Below are 23,472 nucleotides of genomic sequence, written 5' to 3'. Positions count from 1 at the left end.
GTATGCTCCTTTTACTAGTTTGATAAATCGGACGTCATCGTTCGATTGAGTGTGGACATGCCCAAAGATCGGTAGAACGCGATGGCACTCTCATTAAATTCCCATACATTAAGCTCAAGGAAGGAAGCCCCCTGATCCCGCGCCCACGCTGCAGATGCTTGATAAAGCAACGTTCCAATGCCTTGCCGCTGGAAGTCAGGAGACACCGCGAGTTCGTTTAAATAAGCGTAAGAGCGTGGCACCAGCGCCTCATAGGAAGGGCTTTTTTTCATCTCCAGCATCGCCACACCCACCACTTGCCCGCTTTTCTCAGCGACCCAAATAACCTTGTTCACCTGATCGGAAAAGCTTCGGTACCACCCCATGGCAACGACACGATCCAATCTTGCAAAATACTTAGGCAAAGCAGCCGCATGCTCCTCTTGACCGAAACGGATGATGGCATTAACTGCCTCATAGTCTTCGGAACGCGCTCGTCGTATGATAAATTCCAAATCATCCACTCCTGTCGCCAGTTTGCCATAAACTTTCCGTTGTTTCATAGCTTACATCAATGGACCGTATTTTTCCACTTTTGATATTGTATTTTTATACATTAATATGTATATTTATTTAAAGCACCTTGAAAAAATCGAAAGGAGTTTACTTTTGATGAACGATTCAATCACTTTTTTCAATGAAATCGATACGATTGCATCCAACACTTGGCCTGCCGAGATTACCACCTATATCGATCACTGGCAGTTGCGAGCCACACAAGGTGTCACGAAGCGCGCCAATAGTGTGCTTGCCATCGGTGATTACCCGAAAACCGCCGACTGGCTGCCGCTTGTCGAACAATTTTATGCAGACAAAGGCCTTCCTGCCACTTTTCATATTAGCGATGCATCCCCTCCTGGGTTGGACGAGATGTTGGATTCACAGGGGTATGTCCATGAGCTTCCATGTCTCATGATGTTTGCTGACGCTCAAGAAGCAACTGCATTAGCACAGGAGAAACTTTTGCTGAAACCCCCTTTGTCGATTACGACCGAATGGATAGGCGAAGTGGACGAGGAATGGTTGGATGCTTTTCTTGAGCTTGAACGTTACGACAAGACGCTCAAAGACTGCTACAAAGGAATATGTGACCGAATCTCGAAGACTAAAGGTTTTGTAAAACTAAAAAAAGATAATCAAATTATCGCCGTCGCTACGGCTATCGTCGAAGGCGAATATGCCGGCTTTCTGAATGTGGTTGTAAGCGAGAAAGAGCGAGGCCAAGGTCTGAGTTACTATCTTCTGCATGCCCTCTCGTCTTGGAGTCTGGAGCATGGCGCAACTCAGCAATATTTGCAAGTTGTCGCTTCCAATACGACCGCTGTTTTGTTATATGAAAAGCTTGGCTACCAAACCAAGTATCGCTATCATTACCGAATTAAGTATGATTTGCGCCCCTTTGCAACATCCTAACAAAGAATTTGTTAAGGATAGGAAAGGAGTCTAAGTGCATGGCAACAGCTACTACGCCAAAACCTGTTTTTCCACCACAGCATCAAAATACACAGCCTGGCATTGAGTCACAGATGAACCCGCGTCCCGAGTTTGACAACGCTGCTTACAAAGCAGCCGGCAAGCTGAAAGATAAGGTCGCGCTAATTACCGGAGGCGACAGCGGCATAGGCCGGGCGGTTGCGTTAGCCTTTGCCAAAGAAGGCGCCGACGTCGTGCTCGTCTACCTTAATGAACACGGAGATGCGGAAGAAACGCAGCGGCATGTGGAGAAGGCAGGCCGTAAATGTCTCCATGTCGCAGGTGACGTTGGCGATGAGAACTTTTGCAAGAAGATTATCGAGCAAGCCGTTCAACAATTCGGGAAACTCGATATTCTCGTGAACAATGCCGCCGAGCAGCATCCGCAGCCAAGCATCGAGAATGTGACGTCCGAACAGCTCGAACGAACCTTTAGAACGAATATCTTCTCATTGTTTCATTTAACTAAAGCTGCTCTCCCCCATCTCAAATCGGGAAGCGCCATTATCAATACAGCTTCCATCACAGCTTACCACGGACATGAGCAGCTGATCGACTATTCCGCCACGAAAGGCGCGATTGTTACTTTCACACGCTCCCTTTCCCTGCAGCTGAACGCCAAGGGCATTCGCGTGAATGCCGTCGCGCCAGGTCCAATCTGGACACCGCTGATTCCGTCTACTTTCACCGAGCAGGAAGTCGCGACCTTCGGCTCAACGACGCCGATGAAGCGCGCAGGGCAGCCAAGTGAGCTTGCAGCAAGCTATGTCTTCCTGGCTTGCGAGGATTCCTCCTATATGGCGGGTCAGGTGCTTCACGTGAATGGCGGAACGATTGTTAATGGATAAAGAATAAGAAGAAGAACCGTCAGGGAAATCCTGACGGTTCTTTTCGGCTTGACGAACATCTCATCGGAACTGGAGTCCGCTACGCTTAGACGCCTACCTTGAGCATCAGCTTGTCCCATATCCATTTCGTATAAGCAAGCGTTTCTCTAGCTTCATGATACGGCATGAACAGGACTTTGGAATCGATGGATGAAACGAGCGGCTCTTTCAATCCTACCGTTTCCGCAATATCAAGCGATCGTGAGCCATGATAAGAGTGCGTCACAATGATGGAGCTCACTAGGCCCTGCTCGTCCATAATTTGCTTGGAAAACAACAAATTCTCGTACGTACTTGTCGCCCTTGGTTCGATCAGAATGCTTTTGGCGGGCAGCCCCTTTTGGACTAAATAATTGCGCATGCCCTCTGCTTCAGTCAGTTTAGAGCCATTATGATCCAAACCGCCGCTTACGATCAATTGCTTGAACTTTCCTTGTTTATATAAGTTAACAGCTAAATCCAAGCGTTCCTGAAGCCCTGGGCTTGGAATATCTTGACGCAGCGATGCTCCTAATACAATGCCGACGTCAACCTGCTTAGGCAAAACTTGGTCTGGAGCGACTTGCACCTTCCACTGAACGTAAATAATCCAAGCAACGCAGAGAAGGAACAAAACGATAACAGTTCGGAATAAAAAAGCTAGCCTACGGCGAAATTTCGACTTTGAACCAGTTTTTGAAGATGGTTTTGCAGCTTTGCGCGGTTTTGGGGAAACCGTTCGTTGCTTATGGTTCATGTTTGTTTTGGCTGTCATCCAGGTGCTCCTTATCCAAAAATGCGCTTACTTGTCGGAACAATGTAGCCGCATCATCGCTATGGCAAATAAGGTGGTTGGATCTCGGATGCCAGTGGAGCTCACGTTGACCCTTCACTTTGCTATAAATGTAACGCGCACTTTGTGGATGAATCACTTGATCCTTCTCTGATTGTGCAATTAGCGTAGGAATACTCACTTGACTAAGTTCGGGCTTTAGTTTGTTAACTAACCGCGCAAACTGCCAAGTGGCTCTCAATGGTGTTGATTTGGCCTTGTCGAGCGAAATTTTCCTCTCATATTTCCACTCATCACGAATCACTTCAAGCATCCGGCCTGGACTTACATAAATTACTGCCGTATTTAATAAAATGAGTTTGCGAATCGGGTATCTCACGGATAAATACGCGGCCAGCAAACCACCCATCGAGAAGCCCACCATGTCAAACTCGCCGTATTCTTGCGTCATTTTCTCCGCTTGCTCTTCGGCTGCCCTCACCCAATCTTCCCAGCGGGAAGTTTTCAGTTGGTTTTTGGAATCCCCATTCCATGGGAGTTCCGGCACCTTACAAAGTTGACCGCGTTCACGCAAATGCCGAGCTAACGGCTCAACTTCATAAGGCCCACCTGTAAATCCGTGGAACAATAAACAGGGTTGTTTCACCCGGCATCCCTCCCGTCAATCTTTCCATTGTAACGTCGATACATTTTAATTTATTCTATTTTTCCTTAATCGTGATGGTATTAATCGTTACCTTTTCTTTCGGTTTGCTCGGCGTAGCTTCTCCGCCCTTCTCTACAGGGGTATCGGCAATTTTCGCAATTGTTGCCATGCCCTCCTGCGTCACTTTCCCGAAAATGGTATAATTCGGCATTTGGTTCAAGTTCGCGCAATCATCACCTGAGCAGATGAAAAACTGGCTGCCATTCGTATTCGGGCCGGAATTCGCCATTGCGACTGTACCAGGCTCGTATTTGTGCGTGGTTTTGAGTTCATCAGCAAACTTGTATCCAGGACCGCCCATGCCCGTTCCTTGCGGATCCCCTGTTTGAATCATGAATGATTTGATAATACGGTGAAACGTCACGTTATTGTAGAAGCCTTCTTTGGATAAAAACACGAAGTTGTTAACCGTTTTGGGAGCTTCCTTCGCATAAAGATCAATCGTAAACGAGCCTTTCGACGTCGTCACTTCCGCTTGATAGTTTTTATTTGTATCAATCGTCATATCCGGAGCCTTGCTCCATTGCTTTGCCGCTGCAGTAGCCGCTGGTGAGGCGACAGCAGAAGCAGCCGGCGCTGTCGCGCCGCTTTTTGGCGTAGCCGTACCGCCAGCAGTTTCCGCTGGTTTGTTGCCGCAGGCCGAAGCAAGCATCGTAAGTGCGATCAATGTGAGTGGTAATAGTTTCGCTGGTTTAAGCAAATTCATTGTAAATTCCTCCGTCTAGTGGTGGGTTTCAAATAACTGCATTACGGCGTTTTGGGAACAATGACTTGTTCCCCATCCGGCTTGCCATCCTTCGGTTTATCCGGAGTTCCATTACCCGGTTTGTTCGATGGCGTAGGTGTCGGACTTGGTCCATTGCTTGAGTTCGGACTTGAACTCGGAGTTGGACTTGGATTCGTGCTTCCACCTGGCTTGACCGTGTTACCCGGCGTTGGCGTAGGTGTAGGCTTCGTTCCCGGTGATTGCGTCGGATTAGTCGGGTCCATCCCATTGCCTGGTGAAGGTGTAGGCGACACTCCCGGTGATGTAGACGGCTTCGTTCCGTCCGGAAGCGTGTCATCCTTAGGAACTTCCACAGAAGCCACGTTCGATCTGGCGCCTTCGACATTCGTATCTGCACTGAACGGAACAACATAATACTGATACGTTTCCCCGCTGAATACCGACGAATCATTCACGATTGGTGTAGGCGATTGGATCAGAAGTTTAGCATCCGTCTCCTTGGAACCCTTACGGTACACATTATAACTCGTCTTCTCGCCAACCGGTGTCCATGTTAGTTTAACAGATTTCTTATCAATCTCATAAACAGCCGCTAGATCGGTAACTCCAGTAGGCGTCTCCGTTGGTGTCGGCACATTCGCAGGCTTCACGAAATTGGTGATAGGAACGCCATCCAGTGACTTGGACATGATTTCTTTGAAAAGTGCGGCTGTGCCTCCGCTGCCGACAGTTACATAGTGCTTCGAATCCACCTTATCGAAGCCTTCCCACACGGCCGCTGTCCACTCCGGCGTATAGCCAACGAACCAGACATCACGGTCATACTGCTCGATACCTTTAATATCCAAACCGGTTGACCCTGTTTTACCTGCGACAGGACGATTGAATTTCGCCTTCGTACCCGTGCCGCCTGTTTCGACAACTCCTTGAAGAAGAAGGGTCATATAATAAGCGGTTTTCGGCTGAATCACTTGTTTTTTTTCTGCTTTATAAGCAGCGATTTCTTTCCCTTGAGCATCCGTTATGCGAAGAATCGCATGGGTTTTGTTGAGTGATCCTTGGTTCGCGAACGCTGAATAGGCAGTTGCCATTTGCAGCGGTGAAACCCCATCCGTAAGACCTCCAAGGGCGATAGCCAAGTTTCTGTCTTTCGTCGGATTTAACTGGATGCCCAGGTTTTTAGCAAAATTGATACCTGCATTTACGCCCATTTTATCTAGCAGCCAGACTGGAGCTAAGTTATACGACTTTTTCACAGCTTCCAACATCGTGACTTGACCATGCGTTACACGGTCATAGTTGCGTGGCGAATAAGTCCCATTCCCAAATGAAGTTTGAGAATCATCCAATATGGAATATGGCGTATAATCCCCGCTCTCTAGCGCAGGTCCGTATGCTGCGATTGGTTTAAAAGAAGAACCCGGCTGCCTTTTGGAATAAATACGGCTAAACCCACGCGATTTGTAATCTCGACCGCCGATCATCGCCATCAAACCGCCTGTTTTGTTATCTACAATAACCATTGCGCTCTGAATTTTCTGCCCGTCCGTTGCATCCTTCTGGAAAAAGCTCGGATTCGCGTAGGTTGTCTCCATGATTTGTTGCGCCTTCGTATTCATCGTTGTGTAGATGCGGTAACCTTTTGTCAACAACTCATCTTCATCTATATCGTACATATCTTCCGCTTCATTCATCACATAATCCACGTAGCTGGCGTAATCCTTTGTGCTCGTAGCGGCCACCGCAGGAGGTGTATAATCCACAGCAGCAGCTTTCGCACGTTCAGCTTCCGTTATATAACCTTGATCTGCCATCAATTTAAGCACGACACCCCTTCGCTCTTTGGACAGATCCGGATTCGCTAACGGCGAGTATTTCGAAGGTGCCTTCGGCAAAGCGGCTAAGGTAGCCATCTCCCATATCTCTAAGTCATTCAAGTTGGATTTGCCAAAATAAACCTTGGCTGCCGCTTTAATGCCATAAGCATTGCTGCCAAAGAAAATGCGATTTAAATACCGCTCAAGAATTTCATCCTTGGTATACTTCTCATCCAAAGCAAACGCAATGGACATCTCCGTTCCTTTACGGAACGCTGTCTTCTCTGAGCTGAGGAATACGTTTTTGGCTAACTGCTGGGTAATGGTACTTCCGCCTTCAACGGCGCTCATATGAATAACGTCCTTGACAAGCGCTCGGCCAATCGCCCAGAAGTCTACACCGGAGTGCTGCTCAAACCGGCGATCTTCCGTCGCAATAAACGCCTGCTTTAATCGTTCCGGAACGTCTTTGATGTTCACGCTCTCCCGGTTCTCGCCTTTATAAATCTTAGCGATTTCCTTAGGCTGTGCATCCTTGCCTTCTTCCTGCGCATAAATAAGGGTTGATTCCGTCGTCGTCTCGATTTTATCGATATTCATTTCCAGAATCTTAAAGCCGTTCATAATAACGACAATATAAATAGCCATTGCACAAATGATTGCCAATATCGTTGCTATAATGGAACCTAAGATTAATTTGCGAAAATTAAACTTTTTCTTTTTAGGACCTTTCTTCTTGCCTTGTGGTTTCGTTTTGGCATTCGTTGTTGACTGTTTATTCGTAGGTCTCTCCAAATCCACCGACTCCCTCGTTGTACAATTCTTTATCTATTAACCAACAAAAGAACAACCTTAAACAAGGTTGCTCCCACAAGTTTCTATTCGGTTAGACGGTTCAGTCCATTAAAAAGTTGCAAAACCAAACGAGTAAAGGAATATTATTCCGTTGTTTCCGTTGCAGCCATTAAAGAAACAGCGCGTTGCGGCGTGAACGTAGAAATGGCATGCTTGTACACCATTTGCTGACGGCCTTCGCTGTCAATGATAATCGTGAAATTGTCAAAAGCGCGGATAAGCCCTCTGATTTGGAACCCATTCGTAAGATAGACGGTTACGGGAATGCTTTCTTTGCGAAGTTGATTTAAAAAGTTGTCCTGAATGTTAATGGATCGGTTCATCAGTAGGTCCCCCTTAATGGAATGAAACTATCGCCTGACGGCGCTATTTTCTAGTGGTCATATTTGTTAATTATATTCAATTTTATGTACAAACTTTCCTGCTAGTATATCACTAATCTTTTCGAAATGGGCAGAAAAATTTGCCGGCTCCGTTACATCCACCCAGTTAATATCTTTCATATGCCGGAACCAGGACAGCTGCCTCTTGGCAAAACGGCGCGTATCTCGCTTCAGCAGCGTCACAGCCGCATCAAGAGTAAGCTCGCCCTCCAAATAGCTGACGATTTCTTTGTAGCCAAGTGCTTGCATAGAAATGGCCTGCTTCGGACAACCTGCTGACAAAATCGACTGAACCTCGTCCACGAGTCCCTCTTGCATCATCTCGTCGATGCGCTCTTCAATGCGCTTATAGAGAAGCGCACGATCCATCGTCAGTCCAATGATACATAGTTCGTACGGGGACTCTTTTTTCTGGGCGGCCAAATGGGAAGTCATCGTCTCACCGGAGACATGATAGATTTCCATAGCCCGAATCACCCGTCTACGGTCATTGGCGTGCAGGCGGTCTGCGCTATCCGGATCAATTTCACGCAGCTTTAAGTGCAGGGCTTCGTCGCCATGCTGAATCGCGTAAGCCTCCTGCTCGAGACGGAACGCTTCATCCATACTGACATCTGTAAATTGATAGTTATAACAGACAGATTCAATATATAGGCCTGTACCGCCAACGATAAAAGGAAGTTTTCCACGCGAGTGGATATCAAGGATTAATGCTTTCACACGTTCTTGAAATTCCGCTGCCGAAAAAGGGTAGGATGGATCATGAATATCAATTAAATGATGTGGAACAAGCAGCTGTTCAGCTTCGGTCGCTTTGGCTGTTCCAATATCCATCCCCCGGTAGACCTGCATGGAATCTCCGGAAATAATTTCGCACCCGAACTTCTGGGCAATTTCTAAACTAAGCTTGGTCTTGCCAACTGCCGTGGGACCAAGAAGCACGAGTAATTTCGGCTTGGCTGATGGGGCTAACACAGTCGAATCACTCCATACGTTGTTTTGGTCGTCGATCGTAATACATGCTCAAAGCCAAGACGCGCAAATTCCTTGCTGTCTCTGTTTTCTTTGAGCACAATGCTTTTGCGTGCAACACGCCTGGCCTCTTCGATTGAATCCAGCGTGATGGCCTCATCGTTCGCATTCCTTCTAAGATGAGATATCGCTTGAGATTCTTCGATGGGATTGCGAAACATCGGATCAAAGTATACAACATCCACGCTTTTTGAACCTAATTGTTGCAAATAGGCAAGATGATGCAGCTTGATAACCGATATACGCCTCATGGCCTCGTTAAGCTCCGCCACCTCTGATTCGTAGAGCGCTAAGCCCTCTTGAATCAACATGGCCGGAATGGCTTCGCTTTCTACTGCAGTAACGCTTCCTTGCGCGCCGACGGCGAAGGAGAACACGATCGAATCTGACGCTAAACCTGCTGTACAATCCACAATGACATCGCCACCTACCGCACCGGAGGCTTCAATCAATAGGTCTGTTTCACCTCTCAACATACGCTTCACGCGAACGAGTGCCATACTGGGATGGAAAAAAGCTGCAGGATGGTCATCTTCATAGTACCTGATCTCTTCCCTGGTCACAAGCAGAAGGGCAGAATCATTATTATTTTTCCTAAGATGTTCCAAAGAATACTTCCTTCGGGGGACGAATCGGCCGCCATACGCTTCAGCCAATCGCCCTGCTTTGCTTACCGTCTCAACCGAAGGATCAAAAGATGTCGTTACAATCACGGGGTTACATCACTCGCTTAAACATTTTTTCCAGTTCATAGGTCGTAAAACTAACAACAATAGGTCGTCCATGCGGACATGTATACGGATTTCGGCAGCCGGCAAGTCGGTCAATAAGCGTCTCCATCTCCAAGACACTAAGTCCTTGATTCGCCTTAATTGAGGCTTTGCAGGAACACATAATCGCTGCTTTCTCCCTCAATTTGGCGATATCAACCGCCTTCTTCTCGCTAAGCACCCATTCGCACATTTCTTCAACGATTCCTTTTTCTTCCCCTGACGGGAACCAATGAGGATGAGCGCGAACAAGGAACGTATTCCCGCCAAATGCTTCCATAAACACGCCGGCTTGTTCAAAAAGAGACAATCGATCCGCGAGGATCCCAGCCTCTGAAGGTGTAAACTCCAGTGTTATCGGAACAAGCAGTTCTTGGCTTGCCTCAGCAGGATTGCCAAAACGCTCATAATAATATTCATAATTAATCCGCTCATGTGCAGCATGTTGATCAATTAAGTATAGGCCATCGCCATTTTGTGCAATCAAATAGGTGCCATGCATTTGACCGATAGGCTCTAAGCTTGGAAAAGCAGGCAGCTTCGGCTGATCGTTCTCTTCATTCGAAGGCAGCAAATCCATGAAGGCTTCATTCGTGCGGCGCTGCTGCTGAATCGAAACTTGTCTTGGGTTTGCGGATGCCGGCGAATATGAGCTGGCAGCCTGCGTTGATGAGGCCCTGCTAGAATACGACGGGCTCGCGCTGGTTGTATTTCTTTGAACCTCTGCAGGAGGAGACCATGATTTAGGCTCTGCCGCTCTTGCCGACGGTTCATATACCGGTTTCGGCTGCTCAGGTTTGTAAGCTGTCACGCTTTCTTTGATTTGAACCCGCGGAGCACCCGTTTCCACCGGAATTTCCATTGCTTTTGGAACACCAGGATTCGGTGCTGTTAACGGTTCAAACGTTCGCGTGAGATCCAGCTGCTCCTGAATATAGGCACCCTTCGGGGCTGACGGCTTGCTTCCCGTAGGAATCAGCACTTGTCGGCCGAATAATCGTTTGACCTCCGCCTCGATTAACGCCGTCAACTCCGCTTCTTTGCTGAAGCGGACCTCAAGCTTGGATGGATGCACATTCACATCCACCAGGGCAGGGTCCATCCCGATTTGCAGCACTGCAACCGGGAAGCGGTTGATCGGCAGCAGGGTATGATACCCCTGCAGCAGCGCTTGATTCAGCGCGAAATTGCGGACATATCGGCCATTCACAATGGTCGATATGCCGCCGCGATTCGCGCGCGTCATTTCGGGCTTCGCAACGAAGCCCGTGATGGTGTAATCCAAGCTATCCACTTGGATTGGAAGCATTTGCTTGCCGATAGCTGTGCCGTATATGCCAGCGATGACTTGAAGCAAATCGCCGTTGCCCAGCGTTTGCAGCAGCATATTGCCGTTGTGCTTAAGCGAGAAGGCAATGCCGGGGTGAGCTAGCGCTAACCGGTACATATAGTCCGAAATATGGCCTAGCTCGGTTTGGATCGTTTTCATATATTTGAGGCGTGCAGGCGTGTTATAAAATAAATCTCTTACCGTCACTTCGGTCCCACGCGAAGCGGCTGTTTCTTCAACCGTCCGAATGGTTCCGCCTTCGATGGAGATTTTCCGCCCCAAACCATCATTGGTAGAGCTTGTCACACACTCCAGTCGGGAGACCGACGCTATACTTGGCAATGCCTCGCCGCGGAAACCCAATGTGCGAATCGAAAACAAATCTTTGCTTGTCGCAATTTTACTCGTCGCGTGCCGCTGAAAGGCTAATTCACAGTCTTCGAGCGCCATACCGGTCCCGTTATCGGACACGCGAATCAACTGCAGTCCACCTTCTTCGATGGTTACATCAATCCGTGTGCTTTCTGCATCGACCGAGTTCTCAACAAGCTCTTTGACGACGGAGGAAGGGCGTTCCACCACTTCCCCTGCCGCAATCTGGTTCGCGATATGTTCGCTTAAAAGCTGGATTTTACCCATAATACCTTAGTTCCCCTTTACAGCTCGGATGGAAACATGATCTCCTTGCTCTTTCACTTGCAGCTGTGGAAAATATTGCTTGAACAGGTCAACATTCACATAGCTTGCGCCATTTTCGATGATTAGCTTGTCATCCTCAACCGGTATGGCGTGAGTCCCTTTGTTGTCGGAAATATCGACGGTATGGTTCGCTTCATTCCATGTAATGTTCGCCCCAACTAAGGCAGCCAATCCGCGAGAAGTTGCAAACAATTTGCCGTTTTCATGGAAGTTCCCGAAACCGCTGCTAACTTCAACCCCATTATACGTCACCAAATGATTGGAAATGTCAACTTGAATATCAGGGATGCCTGCCGTGTGCAAAGCTGTAATGAATTGCGCAGCTGGCCCATCTACCTTCACATCTGGCGTAATGCCGACTTTGTTCACCTTCCGTTTGTTTGGTGTCAGATACTCTTCAATCGTCACTTTCAGTGCGCTGTTGTTATCTAGCTGATACAGCTGCTGTACGCTTCCTTTGCCATAAGTTTGCATGCCGATTACTTTCGCAACGTTATAATCCTGTAAAGCGCCTGAAAGCACTTCCGATGCACTGGCACTGTTCTCATTAGCTAAAATATAAACAGGAATCGATAGTTCGCTCCCGCCTTGAATCAATACAGGATCATCCACGCCATTACGGTCTCTCGTATGAATGAGCACGCCGTCTTTCACGAAATGCTTGGCAATGTTCTGCGCCGTGTCCACTAGGCCTCCGGGGTTATTGCGCACATCTAGAATCAACGATTTCAAACCTTTCGCTTGAAGCGCAGCAAGCTGTTTATCAAAATCCTCATCCGCATCGCTGGAGAAATCTGTAATTTGGATATACCCTACCCCGTTCGTAAAGCTTTGGCTGTACACTTCAGGGACGTTAACCCCTTTGCGCGTAAGCTCAACGGTCAATTCCTTCTCTCCGCGAGCAACCGTTATCTTTACTTTCGAGCCTTCCACACCGATGATTTTGTTGCGAACTTCATCGATCGACGTTGTCGAGGCAGGCACACCATCTACCGCACGGATGTAGTCATCCCGCTGCAAACCGGCGATTTCCGCAGCTGAACCTGCAAAAATTTCCGTTAAATATACGCCTTTTTCGTCAATTCCGATGCGTGCACCCATACCAACATAATTATTTTCCAAAGAACTGGAGAACTTACCAAACTCTTCTTGGCTAAAGAAAACCGTATAAGGATCCTTCAATCCATCGATCATTTGTTTAATACTTTGACCGGCTAATGCTTCCTCCGTTACACCGCTCACATGCATTTTCCCGATAATTTCCCTGACCTGCATGGTTTGCAAATCTTCTTGGGCTAACGCGGCACTAGCAGGCAATACGGCCATTAAAGCAGAGACGAGGGCTAAGGTTACCTTCATTTTTTTCAATCTAGGTTGATTTTTCATGTGCGTCTCTCCTTGGGTTTATAAAATAAATAGATGAATGCCATCCGTTTTATTGCAGCTTTTGTTTCCATTCGTAAACCAAATTCAGCGCCTGCAGAGGCGTCATATTGATTAAATCAATCCCCTTCAGCTGGTCAATCACCAGCTGAGACTTCGTGTCCGGCTTCTTCTTGCCGGACACAGACGCCGCGCTGTCCTCCTCGAAGAGGGACAGCTGCTGAATCGGGGCGGACGCAGGAACAGCGTCCGCCACAGCTGTTGCGGCGGCGACTTGGGCAGTACCCGCCGCCCGCTCTTCAAAGCCATTCAGCAGCTCGTAAGAGCGCTGAATGATTGCATCCGGCAGCCCGGCGATTTCGGCACAATAGATGCCGTAACTCGTACTTGCTGCCCCAGGAATAAGCTTGCGCAGGAAGGTTACCTGCCTGCCGCTTTCCTTGACCGCCATGCAATGATTCCGCAGATGGCGGAGGCTGTCTTCCAGATGCGCAAGCTCATGGAAGTGAGTCGATACAAGCGTCTTGCAGCCGATACGATCATGCAAGAACTCGATAACGGCCTGCGCAATCGCCATGCCTTCTCCCGTTGAAGTGCCGCGTCCGAGTTCATCAATGATGACAAGGCTCTTGCTTGTCGCTTTCTCCGTCATCACTTGGATGTCCATCATCTCGACCATGAACGTGCTCTGCCCGCCGATCAAGTCATCGGCCGCTCCGATTCTCGTGAAGATCCGGTCCGTGACCGGAATGCGCGCGGACCTCGCTGGAACGAAACAACCGATCTGCGCCATCAGGCAGATGACGGCCACTTGCCGCATGTATGTACTCTTACCGGCCATGTTCGGGCCGGTAATAAGCAGGATGCGGCCTTGCTCATCTTCAAGGCGCGTATCGTTCGCAATGAACGAGCCGTCTTGGATGACCGCCTCTACCACAGGGTGGCGGCCTTCTTCTATATGGAGATCGAAGCCTTCGCCGATCTCCGGCTTGCGGAAATGCTGCGCCGCGCTGACAGCAGCCAGAGATTGATAGACATCGGCGGTCGCAATCACCTCCGCCAGCTTCTGCAATCTGGAGATATGCTGGGAAATCCGGTCGCGAAGCTCCGTGAACAGCTCATACTCCAGATCAATCATTTTATCCTGCGCTTCCAGAATGAGCGCTTCTTTCTCTTTCAACTCCGGCGTGACGTAACGTTCCGCATTCGCCAGTGTTTGTTTGCGTTCATAACGGCCTTCTTGCAGCGCCGACATGTTCGCTTTGGTCACCTCGATAAAGTAACCGAATACTTTGTTGTAGCCGATCTTGAGCGATTTAATGCCCGTCGCTTCGCGCTCCTGGCGCTCCAGCTCCGCAATCCACTGCTTCCCGTTGGTACTCGCCTCACGCAGTTGATCCAGGTAAGGCTGATAGCCTTCACGGATCATTCCTCCATCCCGAATGGATACCGGAGGCTCATCAACAATCGCGTTAGAAATCCATGCCATCACGTCGTCGCAGACATCCATGTTCTCAACAAGCTTACGCAGGGTCGCAGAACCGGATTGTGCACAAACTTCCTGCAGTAAGGGCACCTGCTGCAAGGAATGCTTCAAAGCGACCATGTCGCGGGCATTCGCATTTCCATAGGAAATACGCGCTACGAGACGTTCCAAATCGTAAACTTCCTTCAATGCTTGCTTCACGTCATCACGTACGATGAGCTGATTGTAAAGCAAGTCAACAGCTTCCAGACGCTCTTCAATGCGTGAAACGCTCATTAACGGCTTCTCGATCCAGCGGCGCAGCATCCGTGCGCCCATTGCCGTTACGGTCTTATCGAGCAGCCAAAGCAAGGAGCCCTTTTTCGCGCGTTCGCGGACTGTCTCTACGAGTTCAAGATTTCTTCGTGTGAAAGGATCCATCGTCATGAATTGATCAGGTTCATAGACCCTGATATGTTTCACGTGAGTAAGTGCGCGTTTCTGCGTTTCTTTCAAATAAGCGAGCAGTAAAGCCACGCCGTTACGATTAAGTGACGATAAACCAGAAAGCGCGGAATCTTCAGCAAAATGCTCGTCCAACAGCTTCTCGTCCGACTGCGTCCACTCGGTTAATACCGTGCTCCGTCCCCACGTGACACCGGACTCGCGAATTGTCGCTAATAAGGCTGCATCTGTGATAATCTCGGAAGGGTTGTACACATTAAGCTCATCTACAACGAGCTCCCAGGAAGGAGCCAATTTCGTCGTATACAACTCTCCTGTTGAAATATCGCATGCCGTAAAGGCATATCCTGCTTCGCTGCTTACCAGAGAAACAATGTAATTGTTGCTGGATTCACCTAACAACTTGCTGTCCATGACCGTACCCGGTGTCACAATCCTCACAATTTCGCGACGGACAACGCCTTTGGCTTCAGCAGGATCTTCGACTTGTTCGCAGATCGCAACTTTATAGCCTTTCTCGATCAAACGAGACATATAATTCTCAGCCGAGTGATGAGGCACGCCGCACATCGGAATTTTCTCGTCTGCGCCGCCTTCTCTTCCGGTTAAGGTGATTTCCAACTCACGGGAAGCGTTGATGGCATCTTCAAAAAACATTTCATAAAAATCCCCCAGACGAAAAAACAAAAATGCATCCGGGACCTGCGCCTTCACGGCCAAGTATTGCTGAATCATCGGCGTATATTGGGCCACCTTGCGTTCCTCCAACCAATCACTTTATTCACTAACAACCACTATGAAACTACTATTTTTTCTTTTCATAGACAGGCAAAATATTAAAAAGCAGTAACCGCTAAAGGCCCCAATCGCCCGAATACAGCCTGCCGGTTGGACAGGCACATCCGGATCTACGAGCCTCTAGCGTTAGCCAATCTTCCATCTTTGTATAGATAATCTATTATAACATGATTCCTTCTTCAATTGCTTCTTTACGGTTGTACGGAGCAATTTTCCAAGCTTTACGAATGTCTTCTCTCTCATCCCAAGGTTTCATGGATAAAATCCGCTTGCGAAAGCGGTCGAGAACAGCAGCATGCACCTCATAGCCCTTCAAAAGTTCAAGATCCTGCCAAAGCCTGGCAACCACACTGTTAAGCCGCTGCTTATCACCGCTATAATAGGCTGCTTGGATGTCCAGATCCTGCAGCGGCTGCCTTGCAAGCAGCCAGTAATTATCCGCTATAAGCGCAGCAAGCGCGAAAACCCCGCGCGTAATCAAGGGCGACTGCATCCAGCTCGGCAGCGTGCGGTACTCGAAGCCCCCGTGCGACTTTTTGCGGAAGTCGCCGAGAAAGCCGTATCTGGGGCGACGCTGGCCCGTTGTGTCGCCTTCGATCAAAATCAAAGGCAGCGCGAGGTAGTTATCGAGCGCGCGCAGAATATGGGCATTCAGCCAGCAGCGGCTGAAGTGGATATGCCCGCCGAGGGGGTAGCCCCCCACCGGCATGCCGCCCGAGAGCCACGCCAGGCTCTCATCAGGGATGGACCGCGCGGCGAGCTGCATCGTAGACAGCAGGTTCCTCGCCAGCTCGCGCGGGTCTGCGCTGGGCTGCGGTCGCAGCTCCGCCAGCGGCAGGATCAGGCGCTGCCCGCTGAGCACGATGGCATCGCAGCCGACATCGCCTTTGCGCGTCAGGAAGCGGTCGGCGAAGACGACTTGGCCTTGCGGGCTCAGCAGCAGGAACTCGGGATCGGTTCCGAGCATGACCCGCTCCTTGCGCAGCATCTCCTTCGAAAGTGATTGTTCGTACCGGTCAATGGCCTGTGCGAACAGCTGCGCCAGCTTGCCATTGAGCTTAGGTACCGGATCTACATCCAAAACAACGGTATGCCCAGAGGCCAGAACCCCGATTGTAGCCAATCCATAATCCAGACCTAGCGCATAAATGGCTTTAACCGCCTCACGGCTTGCTCGGCGCACATGAAAGCTAGCTCGGTCCGGCAGGACTTCTATGTAGGCGGAGCTTGCATTTGCTTGCCGCTGATTAAACAGCGTTTTCTCAGACAACAGCAGCGTTTCTTTTTTCTCATAAACAATAAGCGTTTGTAGATGAAAGACAGCCACTTTATATTTGTGAGTAAACGTTGGCGGGGCATCCTTCATCAAACCGCGCTTCTTCAGAGACGCTAAGGTCTTCAACCCATGCATAGCCAACTGCTCATCGCGCTTAGCGCTTGCCTTTGCCCTCAGAATCGCTCGAATTGGCTGCAGCGCCTGTTTCTGTGGCCATTCATCATGGGCGGCTCCCCAGTGAATGATGATCCGTCCCTGCCAGTCATCCGGAAGTTTCGTACCGCTCGGAATTTGAATAAGATCAGCCAGCTCCAGCGCTTCTTTCTCCTGTGCGTGCAGTAAAAAGGATTCCATCGAGATTGCCCCTTCTCGTTAAGCCCAAATATGTCTATAAAACAAAAAAGAGGGCAAATGCCCTCTGCCGAACCTGCAACGCCAGCATACACTGGCGTATAGGGTTCATTAATCCAGATCATCCTCAAGAAGTTCGGCATCGAGATCCTCGAAATCTCCATCGCCGCTATCATCGAAGTCCACATGTTTGTCGTCGAAATCTCCCGGACCATACGGGCTCACAATGACAAACACTTTCGTTTCGGCGATGAGCTCGACTTGGAACTCGCGCTCAACCCGAATCACTACGCTGTCGCCGCTTGTAGCGATACTGGCTTCCACACAGTTTGGCTCTTGCGTTGCGACAGCGGATACTTCAGCTGTCGTTGGCTTATGTTTTTTGTCCAGATAGCTTAGTCCGACGACTTCTACATAAGAAACGGTTTCTTTTGCTACGTCTGTTTTCGTGTTGCGATCGTAAGAATACCAGATGTTGATATCATAAGTACCAACTACCTCTACGCCCTCTCCAGATTGGATCGCCTCGAATTGGTTATTAATAATCCAAGCGCCCAATATACTGGTCGGAGAAAAGGGCGGAGTCACGGTATGACTTACATGTGAAAATTTGCGACCTTTACCGCAGACAGCTTTAGTAATGATCTCTCTGCTTTGCAAATCTTTATCTAATGACATCCTTTCAACCTCCTCCATACAATCATTCATTACAAGTGTATGCAGGACAGTAGTCTAGAGTGACAATTATTTTATATTATTTTTGCTGTTTAAAAATAGGAATATCTGTTAGAGTCAACCCGCCCCCGCGCGGTTTTTTTTTTGCTTTTTGGCAATCGATAAATAGATCTTCAGCTCTCTGTTTAGCAGTAAAATCGCGGATCGGACCTCGAATTCCTCACGGCTTTCCGGCAGACTCATCTGTTTATAACGGGCATCCAGCTCTTGCAATTCTTTCTCCGCTTCGCCTGTATAATAGTCTTCCTTCACAGATTGGCTAATATCTTCAAGAATCTTTGCAAGTAGTTCTCCTTGCGGTAAAGCCTGATACACCTGCGCGACCAGAACGAGCATCCGATTCACCGACTCCAGCTGCTCACCCCTCATATAGAAATAAACCCGCCAGTAGGGTTCTCCCCCAAAAATAAGCGTATTATCTAACGAGCGCTTGGCTAGCGCGGCACCTAGATCAATTTGTTCACTGACCTCCAAAAGCTCCTTCCCATCCCAAACGATGGAATTATCCCGCAAATGCTTGGCCATATTCATAAAAATAATCGAAAATAAGTCCTCTACTCTTCTTTTCTGCGCCGCCATCGCTTTATCCGCCTTCGGCATATAAGCAATATTGATGAGTGTAGCAACGCCTAATCCGATAAGCAGTAAAATCATTTCGTTCCATACGGCTGCCCAGCCATCATCTTCGTACGCATAAAGATGAAGCAAAACAACGGCTCCGGTCACGGCTCCCTCTGAAATCCTCATGCGATGCAAGACCGGGAATACCAACAGAATGAATAAAACGACGACCCAAATATGAAAACCCAAGAACCTGAATAACAAGCTGCCCATCAATAGTGCGAGCATAGAGGAAGCTATGCGATGCAATGAGCTTTCTATTCCTTTTTTCTTCGTTACTTCTATTCCGAGAATAGCTAGCAGCCCTGCGGCAGCCGGCGTTTTGATCCCGAATAGATGAGCAAGATACATCGCTATACCCACCGCAATGGCCGTTTTGAGCACGCGAAAGCCCATAGCGTTTCACCTCTTTACTGGTTGTACTATGGGCTCCATTATTTCATTTTGATTACAAAGTGGCAAGTATTACCGATGTTTTGTCAATCTTTTTTCTAAATTGGATACGATCTGATACATGAAAGTCGCTACAATCGCAATAACGAACAACGTCGAGATCACCAATGTAAAATTAAACACCTGAAAGCCGTATATGATTAAATACCCGAGACCCATTTGGGAGACTAGAAACTCCCCTACAATGACACCGATCCACGCTAAGCCTACATTTACTTTCAAAGTCGAGACAATCGCAGGAAACGATGCGGGTAAAATAACTTTTTGGAATACTTTTCTCTTCGTACCCCCGAATAAGGACACTACTTTCACGTAATTCTGATCAACCTCTTTAAAGCTGCCATAAACCACAAGTGTAGTGATAATGACAGTAATCGAAAGAGTAGTGGCTATGATCGAAAGCAATCCTGGACCCAATCCAACGATAAAAAGAGGCCCTAATGCAACCTTCGGCATACTGTTTAAAACGACGATATAGGGGTCAAGCACCCTGGAAAGAAACGGAGACCACCAAATGATGACAGCCAATGCGGTGCCGAATAATGTGCCCAGCACAAAACCTATGATTGTCTCCACAACCGTGACACCCACATGAGGAAGCAGGCTCCCGTCCAACAGTTTATCCCAGAGCAGTTTAAATACTTTCGTTGGGTAGCTGAACAGGAGCACATCAATCCATTTTAACCGGGCCGCTACTTCCCACAGAGCAAAAAACACAAGTAAAATGATCAGTTGAACAAGTCTTACCTGCTTTGTTTCCCTCTTTTTTGCTTGAGCAAACCGCTCGTGAACCTGTTTGGTAAGTGAATCTTCTCTTGCTATATGTTTAGCCGAGTGGCGTTGATTCTCTATCATGCGTCATGCCCTCCAAACTCCTGCCAAATCAATCGAAAGAGTGCATGGAACCCTGGCAATTCTCTTGCTTCAAAAGGCACTGATGTGCGAATATCGTCTGGAATATGAAATTCTTGCCGTATCCGCCCAGGGTTAGGATCCAGGACAATAATACGGTCGCTCATCGCAATGGCCTCAGAAATGTCATGCGTTACAAGGAGAGCAGTTTTCTTCTTGGCTTGCAGCGTTTCCACCACCAAATCTTCCAGCTGAAGCTTCGTCTGGTAGTCGAGTGCAGAAAACGGTTCATCCAGCAGCAGCAGCTCGGGCTCGGTAGCGAGTGTGCGGACCAATGCGACACGCTGGCGCATTCCCCCGGAAAGCTGCGAAGGATAATAATCCTTGAAGCTGTACAGCCCCATTTCTTCCAGCAAGTGAAGCACGCTTTGCTTCTTCTCTTTTGTCAACATACCTGCAATCTCTAAGCCCATGCAGGCATTATCTTCAATCGTCCGCCAAGGGAACAGATAGTCCTGCTGCAGCATGTAACCAACCCTTGTCGATGGACCGTTCACCGCGTTCCCAGCGACCGTCACGGCGCCTACAGTTGGCCGAATAAGGCCGGCAATGATCGACAAGAGAGTCGTCTTCCCGCAGCCGCTTGGTCCGATGAGACTCACAAATTCGCCGCGCGCTATCGCAAAATCGATCCCTTGCACAGCAAGTGTCGCCCTCTCTTCGGTCACATAAACTTGAGTTACATTTTGAACCGTCACAGCTGAATCCATGTTCGTACTCCCCTCTCGCCCTTCATTGCCTTCCCACTTGCTTCTTAAGGTTTTACGGTCGATTTGGCTTTCTCTGCGAATGTGTTGTTCACTAGCGTTTTCCAAGCCACTTTTTCTTTCAGTTCTCCTGCTGAAGTCATGACATCGAGCAAATTGTTCCATTCCTGCTCATCGACGATGCCGTCCGTAGCAAATGAACCTTGATCTTTGTAACGTTTAACGACACTTTTTACAATTTCAACATCGATGTCTTTAAAATAAGGCAAAACGGCATTCGTGATTTCATCTACACTTTTCGCCGCAACCCATAGCTGTGCGCGTTGGATTGCATTGGTGAACTTTTGAACCGTGCCCGGATTTTGCTTGATGAAACTTTGTTTGGTCATGAATACCGTGTAGGGCAGGTGACCGCTCTCGACGCCAAAGGAAGCCAGCACGAATCCTTTTCCTTCTTTCTCCACAATCGATGCCTGCGGTTCAAATAACTGCACATATTCCCCGGTTCCCGATGAATAAGCTGAAGCGATGTTCGCAAAATCGATGTTTTGAATCAGCTGAAGATCTTTCTGAGGATCGATGTTGTGTTTCTTGAGCGTGAACTCCCCTGCCATCTGTGGCATTCCGCCTTTTCTTTGCCCGAGGAATACAGAACCTTTGAGTGAATTCCAATCAAACTGATCTACTTTCTTGCGAGCCACGAGGAAAGTCCCGTCCGTTTGCGTTAATTGAGCAAAATTAATAACGGGATCATCTGAACCTTGCTGTGACACATAAATGGACGTTTCCGAGCCAACCAGCGCCACATCGATGGCATTAGAGAGCAAGGCCGTCATGGTTTTGTCACCGCCAGGTGTTGTTGTAAGCTCTACATCAAGGCCCTCATCCTTGAAAAAGCCCTGTGACAGCGCCACATACTGTGGTGCATAAAATAAAGATCGCGTTACCTCACCAATGCGAACCTTGGTTGTTTCCGTGCTTTTCGTTCCGCAGGCCGAAACGATGCTGCTGAGCAGCAAGACCACGGTTAAAGCAGCTCCCCATTTTTTCCGAATCTTCATACGACGTCCCTCCGATAAAAGTAGTAATCTATCCTATGCAGGAGCCCAGAAGACGGTTAATGGCAACTTTTGGCTAAATTGTTTGTTGCAGCACAAAAAAACAGCACCCCAAGACAGTAGTCACTGCCGAAGGATGCTGCTCTTATGGTTTTAAATGCCGTATACCGACTTATACTTTTCCTCCAAATACTGAACCAAGTACTCTGGATTCAACTCTTCGCCCGTTACTTGGCGAATAATTTCGTTTGGCGTCAGCAGTTTTCCGTGCTTATATACTTTTTCTGTGAGCCATTCCTTAATCGGCGCCAGATTGCCTTCGGCGATCAGGCTTTCGAATGCCGGCAGCTCTTTACGCAAGGTTTGCGTAAATTGTGCAGCATACATGTTGCCGAGCGCGTAAGATGGGAAGTACCCGAACGCTCCGCCTGACCAATGCACGTCTTGCAGCACGCCTTCGCCATCATTTGCCGGGGTTACGCCCAAATACTCTTCATATTTGGCATTCCATGCCGCAGGTAGATCCGCTACCGAGATGGTTCCGTTAAACAGCCCTTTTTCCAGCTCATAACGAATCATAATATGTAAGTTGTACGTCAGTTCATCCGCTTCAATACGGATCAGCGATGGTTCAATGTGGTTAATCGCCTTATAAAAAGTATCGACATCCACTTGATCGATCTGCGGAGAGAACGTCGTTTGCAGTTCACCATAGTATCTGTCCCAGAACGCTTTGCTGCGGCCAATCACATTTTCCCAGAAACGGGACTGTGACTCGTGAATGCCCATGGATGTTCCGGTGCACAAGTTAGTGCCTACCAAATCGTCGGAAATGTTCTGCTCATACAGCGCATGTCCGCCTTCATGAATCGTTCCGAATAATGCGGAGGTAATATCATTAGGCAAATAGCGCGTTGTAATCCGCACATCTCCTGGATTCAGCGCCGTCGCGAACGGATGCACGGTCTCGTCCAACCGGCCAGCTTCGAAATCGTACTGCATTTGCTTCAAAATCGATAGCGAAAATTGTTTCTGTTTGCTGATCTCAAATTGTTGATCCAGGAAAGAACGATCCGGCTGATTCGGCGACGCCTGGATACGCTGCAGCAAGGGAACCGCTTTTTCGCGTAGAGCTCCGAAGACTTCATCCAGCTTCTCAACCGTCATACCAGGTTCGTACATATCGAGGAGCGTGTTATATTTATGACCTTCATATCCCCATAGTTCAATAAACTCTTGGGTTGTTGCCACAATTTTCTCCAAATACGGCTGGAAGGAATCCCAATCCGAATTGTGTTTGGCATCTTCCCAAGCAGATTCGGCTTGAGACGTCAGCACGACATAGGCTTGATACTTCTCAGCAGGTATCTTTTTGGAGCGATCATATTCTTTTTTGCACTCTTCAACCATTTTTCTCGAAATGGCATCAAGCTGTTCAAGCTCAGCAGGCTGCGTGAAAAAAGCAACGTATTCGCCCATTTCATCGGACGTGGACATGCGGAAAACTTCGGTGGAGAGCTCTCCGACTACTTCAGAGCGTGTTCCAATCCCTTTTTTCGGGGCGCCAGTCCGCATATCCCAATAAATTAGGGCGATGGCCTCCTCGTATTGCTTCATTTTACGAACATAGGCTTTGAACGATTCTAGCTTGGCTGTGGCAGTTTGCACACTCATGCTTCAAATCTCCTCCCATCAATTTCTATTTTCATCATACTTCGTCCTTTCCACAGAATCAAATTTATTGATCTTGTGGTAAAA

Annotated in this window: 20 protein-coding genes; 2 read left to right on the top strand and 18 right to left on the bottom strand. The window is 48.4% G+C overall.

Translation table 11 applies throughout. The features are described 5' to 3' along the window. Positions 1–14: 14 nt before the first annotated feature. Positions 15–542 (bottom strand): GNAT family N-acetyltransferase, encoded by a 528-nt coding sequence (locus RQP52_RS03420; RefSeq protein ID WP_315949473.1) that lies wholly within the window; start codon positions 540–542, stop codon positions 15–17. Positions 543–651: 109 nt separating this feature from the next. On the opposite strand from RQP52_RS03420, the gene RQP52_RS03415 reads away from it, so the two are divergent. Continuing rightward, the gene (locus RQP52_RS03415) at positions 652–1,452 is read left to right on the top strand and encodes a GNAT family N-acetyltransferase (RefSeq protein WP_315949472.1); all 801 of its coding nucleotides are present in this window, start codon (positions 652–654) and stop codon (positions 1,450–1,452) included. Positions 1,453–1,490: 38 nt separating this feature from the next. After that, positions 1,491–2,360, top strand: a complete 870-nt coding sequence (locus RQP52_RS03410; protein ID WP_315949471.1) for an SDR family oxidoreductase — start codon at positions 1,491–1,493, stop codon at positions 2,358–2,360. Positions 2,361–2,445: 85 nt separating this feature from the next. On the opposite strand, the gene RQP52_RS03405 is transcribed toward RQP52_RS03410, so the two are convergent. The 17 genes from RQP52_RS03405 to RQP52_RS03325 all read right to left on the bottom strand — a co-directional run bounded on the left by RQP52_RS03405 (position 2,446) and on the right by RQP52_RS03325 (position 23,388). Further along, positions 2,446–2,943, bottom strand: coding sequence for a YdcF family protein (locus RQP52_RS03405; protein WP_315949469.1), 498 nt, complete (start codon positions 2,941–2,943; stop codon positions 2,446–2,448). Between the two features lie 181 nt (positions 2,944–3,124). Next, the gene (locus RQP52_RS03400; RefSeq protein WP_315949468.1) at positions 3,125–3,817 is read right to left on the bottom strand and encodes an alpha/beta hydrolase; all 693 of its coding nucleotides are present in this window, start codon (positions 3,815–3,817) and stop codon (positions 3,125–3,127) included. Positions 3,818–3,872: 55 nt separating this feature from the next. After that, the gene (locus RQP52_RS03395; protein WP_315949466.1) at positions 3,873–4,583 is read right to left on the bottom strand and encodes a peptidylprolyl isomerase; all 711 of its coding nucleotides are present in this window, start codon (positions 4,581–4,583) and stop codon (positions 3,873–3,875) included. Positions 4,584–4,624: 41 nt separating this feature from the next. Continuing rightward, positions 4,625–7,222, bottom strand: coding sequence for a PBP1A family penicillin-binding protein (locus RQP52_RS03390; RefSeq protein WP_315949465.1), 2,598 nt, complete (start codon positions 7,220–7,222; stop codon positions 4,625–4,627). A 137-nt stretch (positions 7,223–7,359) separates the two neighbouring features. Continuing rightward, positions 7,360–7,599 carry an RNA chaperone Hfq gene (gene hfq, locus RQP52_RS03385; protein ID WP_127451633.1) on the bottom strand — a complete coding sequence of 80 codons (240 nt, stop codon included), beginning with the start codon at positions 7,597–7,599 and terminating at the stop codon, positions 7,360–7,362. A gap of 66 nt (positions 7,600–7,665) precedes the next feature. Further along, a complete protein-coding gene (gene miaA / locus RQP52_RS03380) occupies positions 7,666–8,634 on the bottom strand; it encodes a tRNA (adenosine(37)-N6)-dimethylallyltransferase MiaA (protein ID WP_315949463.1) in 969 nt (322 codons plus the stop codon). Then, positions 8,628–9,404 (bottom strand): class I SAM-dependent methyltransferase, encoded by a 777-nt coding sequence (locus RQP52_RS03375; RefSeq protein WP_315949461.1) that lies wholly within the window; start codon positions 9,402–9,404, stop codon positions 8,628–8,630. Before RQP52_RS03375 ends, miaA begins: the two co-directional genes overlap by 7 nt. Before the next feature lie 4 nt (positions 9,405–9,408). Beyond that, positions 9,409–11,430, bottom strand: coding sequence for a DNA mismatch repair endonuclease MutL (gene mutL, locus RQP52_RS03370; RefSeq protein ID WP_315949459.1), 2,022 nt, complete (start codon positions 11,428–11,430; stop codon positions 9,409–9,411). A gap of 6 nt (positions 11,431–11,436) precedes the next feature. Further along, on the bottom strand, positions 11,437–12,876 hold the full coding sequence (locus tag RQP52_RS03365; protein ID WP_315949457.1) for a S41 family peptidase: 1,440 nt from the start codon (positions 12,874–12,876) through the stop codon (positions 11,437–11,439). A 49-nt stretch (positions 12,877–12,925) separates the two neighbouring features. Then, on the bottom strand, positions 12,926–15,556 hold the full coding sequence (gene mutS, locus RQP52_RS03360) for a DNA mismatch repair protein MutS (protein ID WP_315949456.1): 2,631 nt from the start codon (positions 15,554–15,556) through the stop codon (positions 12,926–12,928). Between the two features lie 205 nt (positions 15,557–15,761). After that, positions 15,762–17,231: a putative amidoligase domain-containing protein gene (locus RQP52_RS03355; RefSeq protein ID WP_315949454.1), complete on the bottom strand. Its 1,470-nt coding sequence runs from the start codon at positions 17,229–17,231 to the stop codon at positions 15,762–15,764. Positions 17,232–17,339: 108 nt separating this feature from the next. Beyond that, positions 17,340–17,906: an outer spore coat protein CotE gene (gene cotE, locus RQP52_RS03350; RefSeq protein WP_315949453.1), complete on the bottom strand. Its 567-nt coding sequence runs from the start codon at positions 17,904–17,906 to the stop codon at positions 17,340–17,342. Between the two features lie 114 nt (positions 17,907–18,020). Continuing rightward, positions 18,021–18,980, bottom strand: a complete 960-nt coding sequence (locus RQP52_RS03345) for an aromatic acid exporter family protein (RefSeq protein ID WP_315949452.1) — start codon at positions 18,978–18,980, stop codon at positions 18,021–18,023. Positions 18,981–19,049: 69 nt separating this feature from the next. Continuing rightward, entirely contained in the window at positions 19,050–19,892 is an 843-nt protein-coding gene (locus RQP52_RS03340) for an ABC transporter permease (RefSeq protein ID WP_315949450.1), read from the bottom strand. Further along, positions 19,889–20,659, bottom strand: a complete 771-nt coding sequence (locus RQP52_RS03335; RefSeq protein WP_315949449.1) for an ABC transporter ATP-binding protein — start codon at positions 20,657–20,659, stop codon at positions 19,889–19,891. Before RQP52_RS03335 ends, RQP52_RS03340 begins: the two co-directional genes overlap by 4 nt. A gap of 44 nt (positions 20,660–20,703) precedes the next feature. After that, positions 20,704–21,717: an ABC transporter substrate-binding protein gene (locus tag RQP52_RS03330; protein ID WP_315949447.1), complete on the bottom strand. Its 1,014-nt coding sequence runs from the start codon at positions 21,715–21,717 to the stop codon at positions 20,704–20,706. Between the two features lie 150 nt (positions 21,718–21,867). Next, positions 21,868–23,388 carry a carboxypeptidase M32 gene (locus tag RQP52_RS03325; RefSeq protein ID WP_315949445.1) on the bottom strand — a complete coding sequence of 507 codons (1,521 nt, stop codon included), beginning with the start codon at positions 23,386–23,388 and terminating at the stop codon, positions 21,868–21,870. Positions 23,389–23,472 lie beyond the last annotated feature (84 nt).

Origin of the sequence: Paenibacillus violae (assembly GCF_032461945.1) — a bacterium.
GTDB lineage: Bacteria > Bacillota > Bacilli > Paenibacillales > NBRC-103111 > Paenibacillus_E > Paenibacillus_E violae.
Note: the sequence above shows the minus strand (reverse complement) of the source record. Positions and strands in the feature narration are given on the sequence as shown.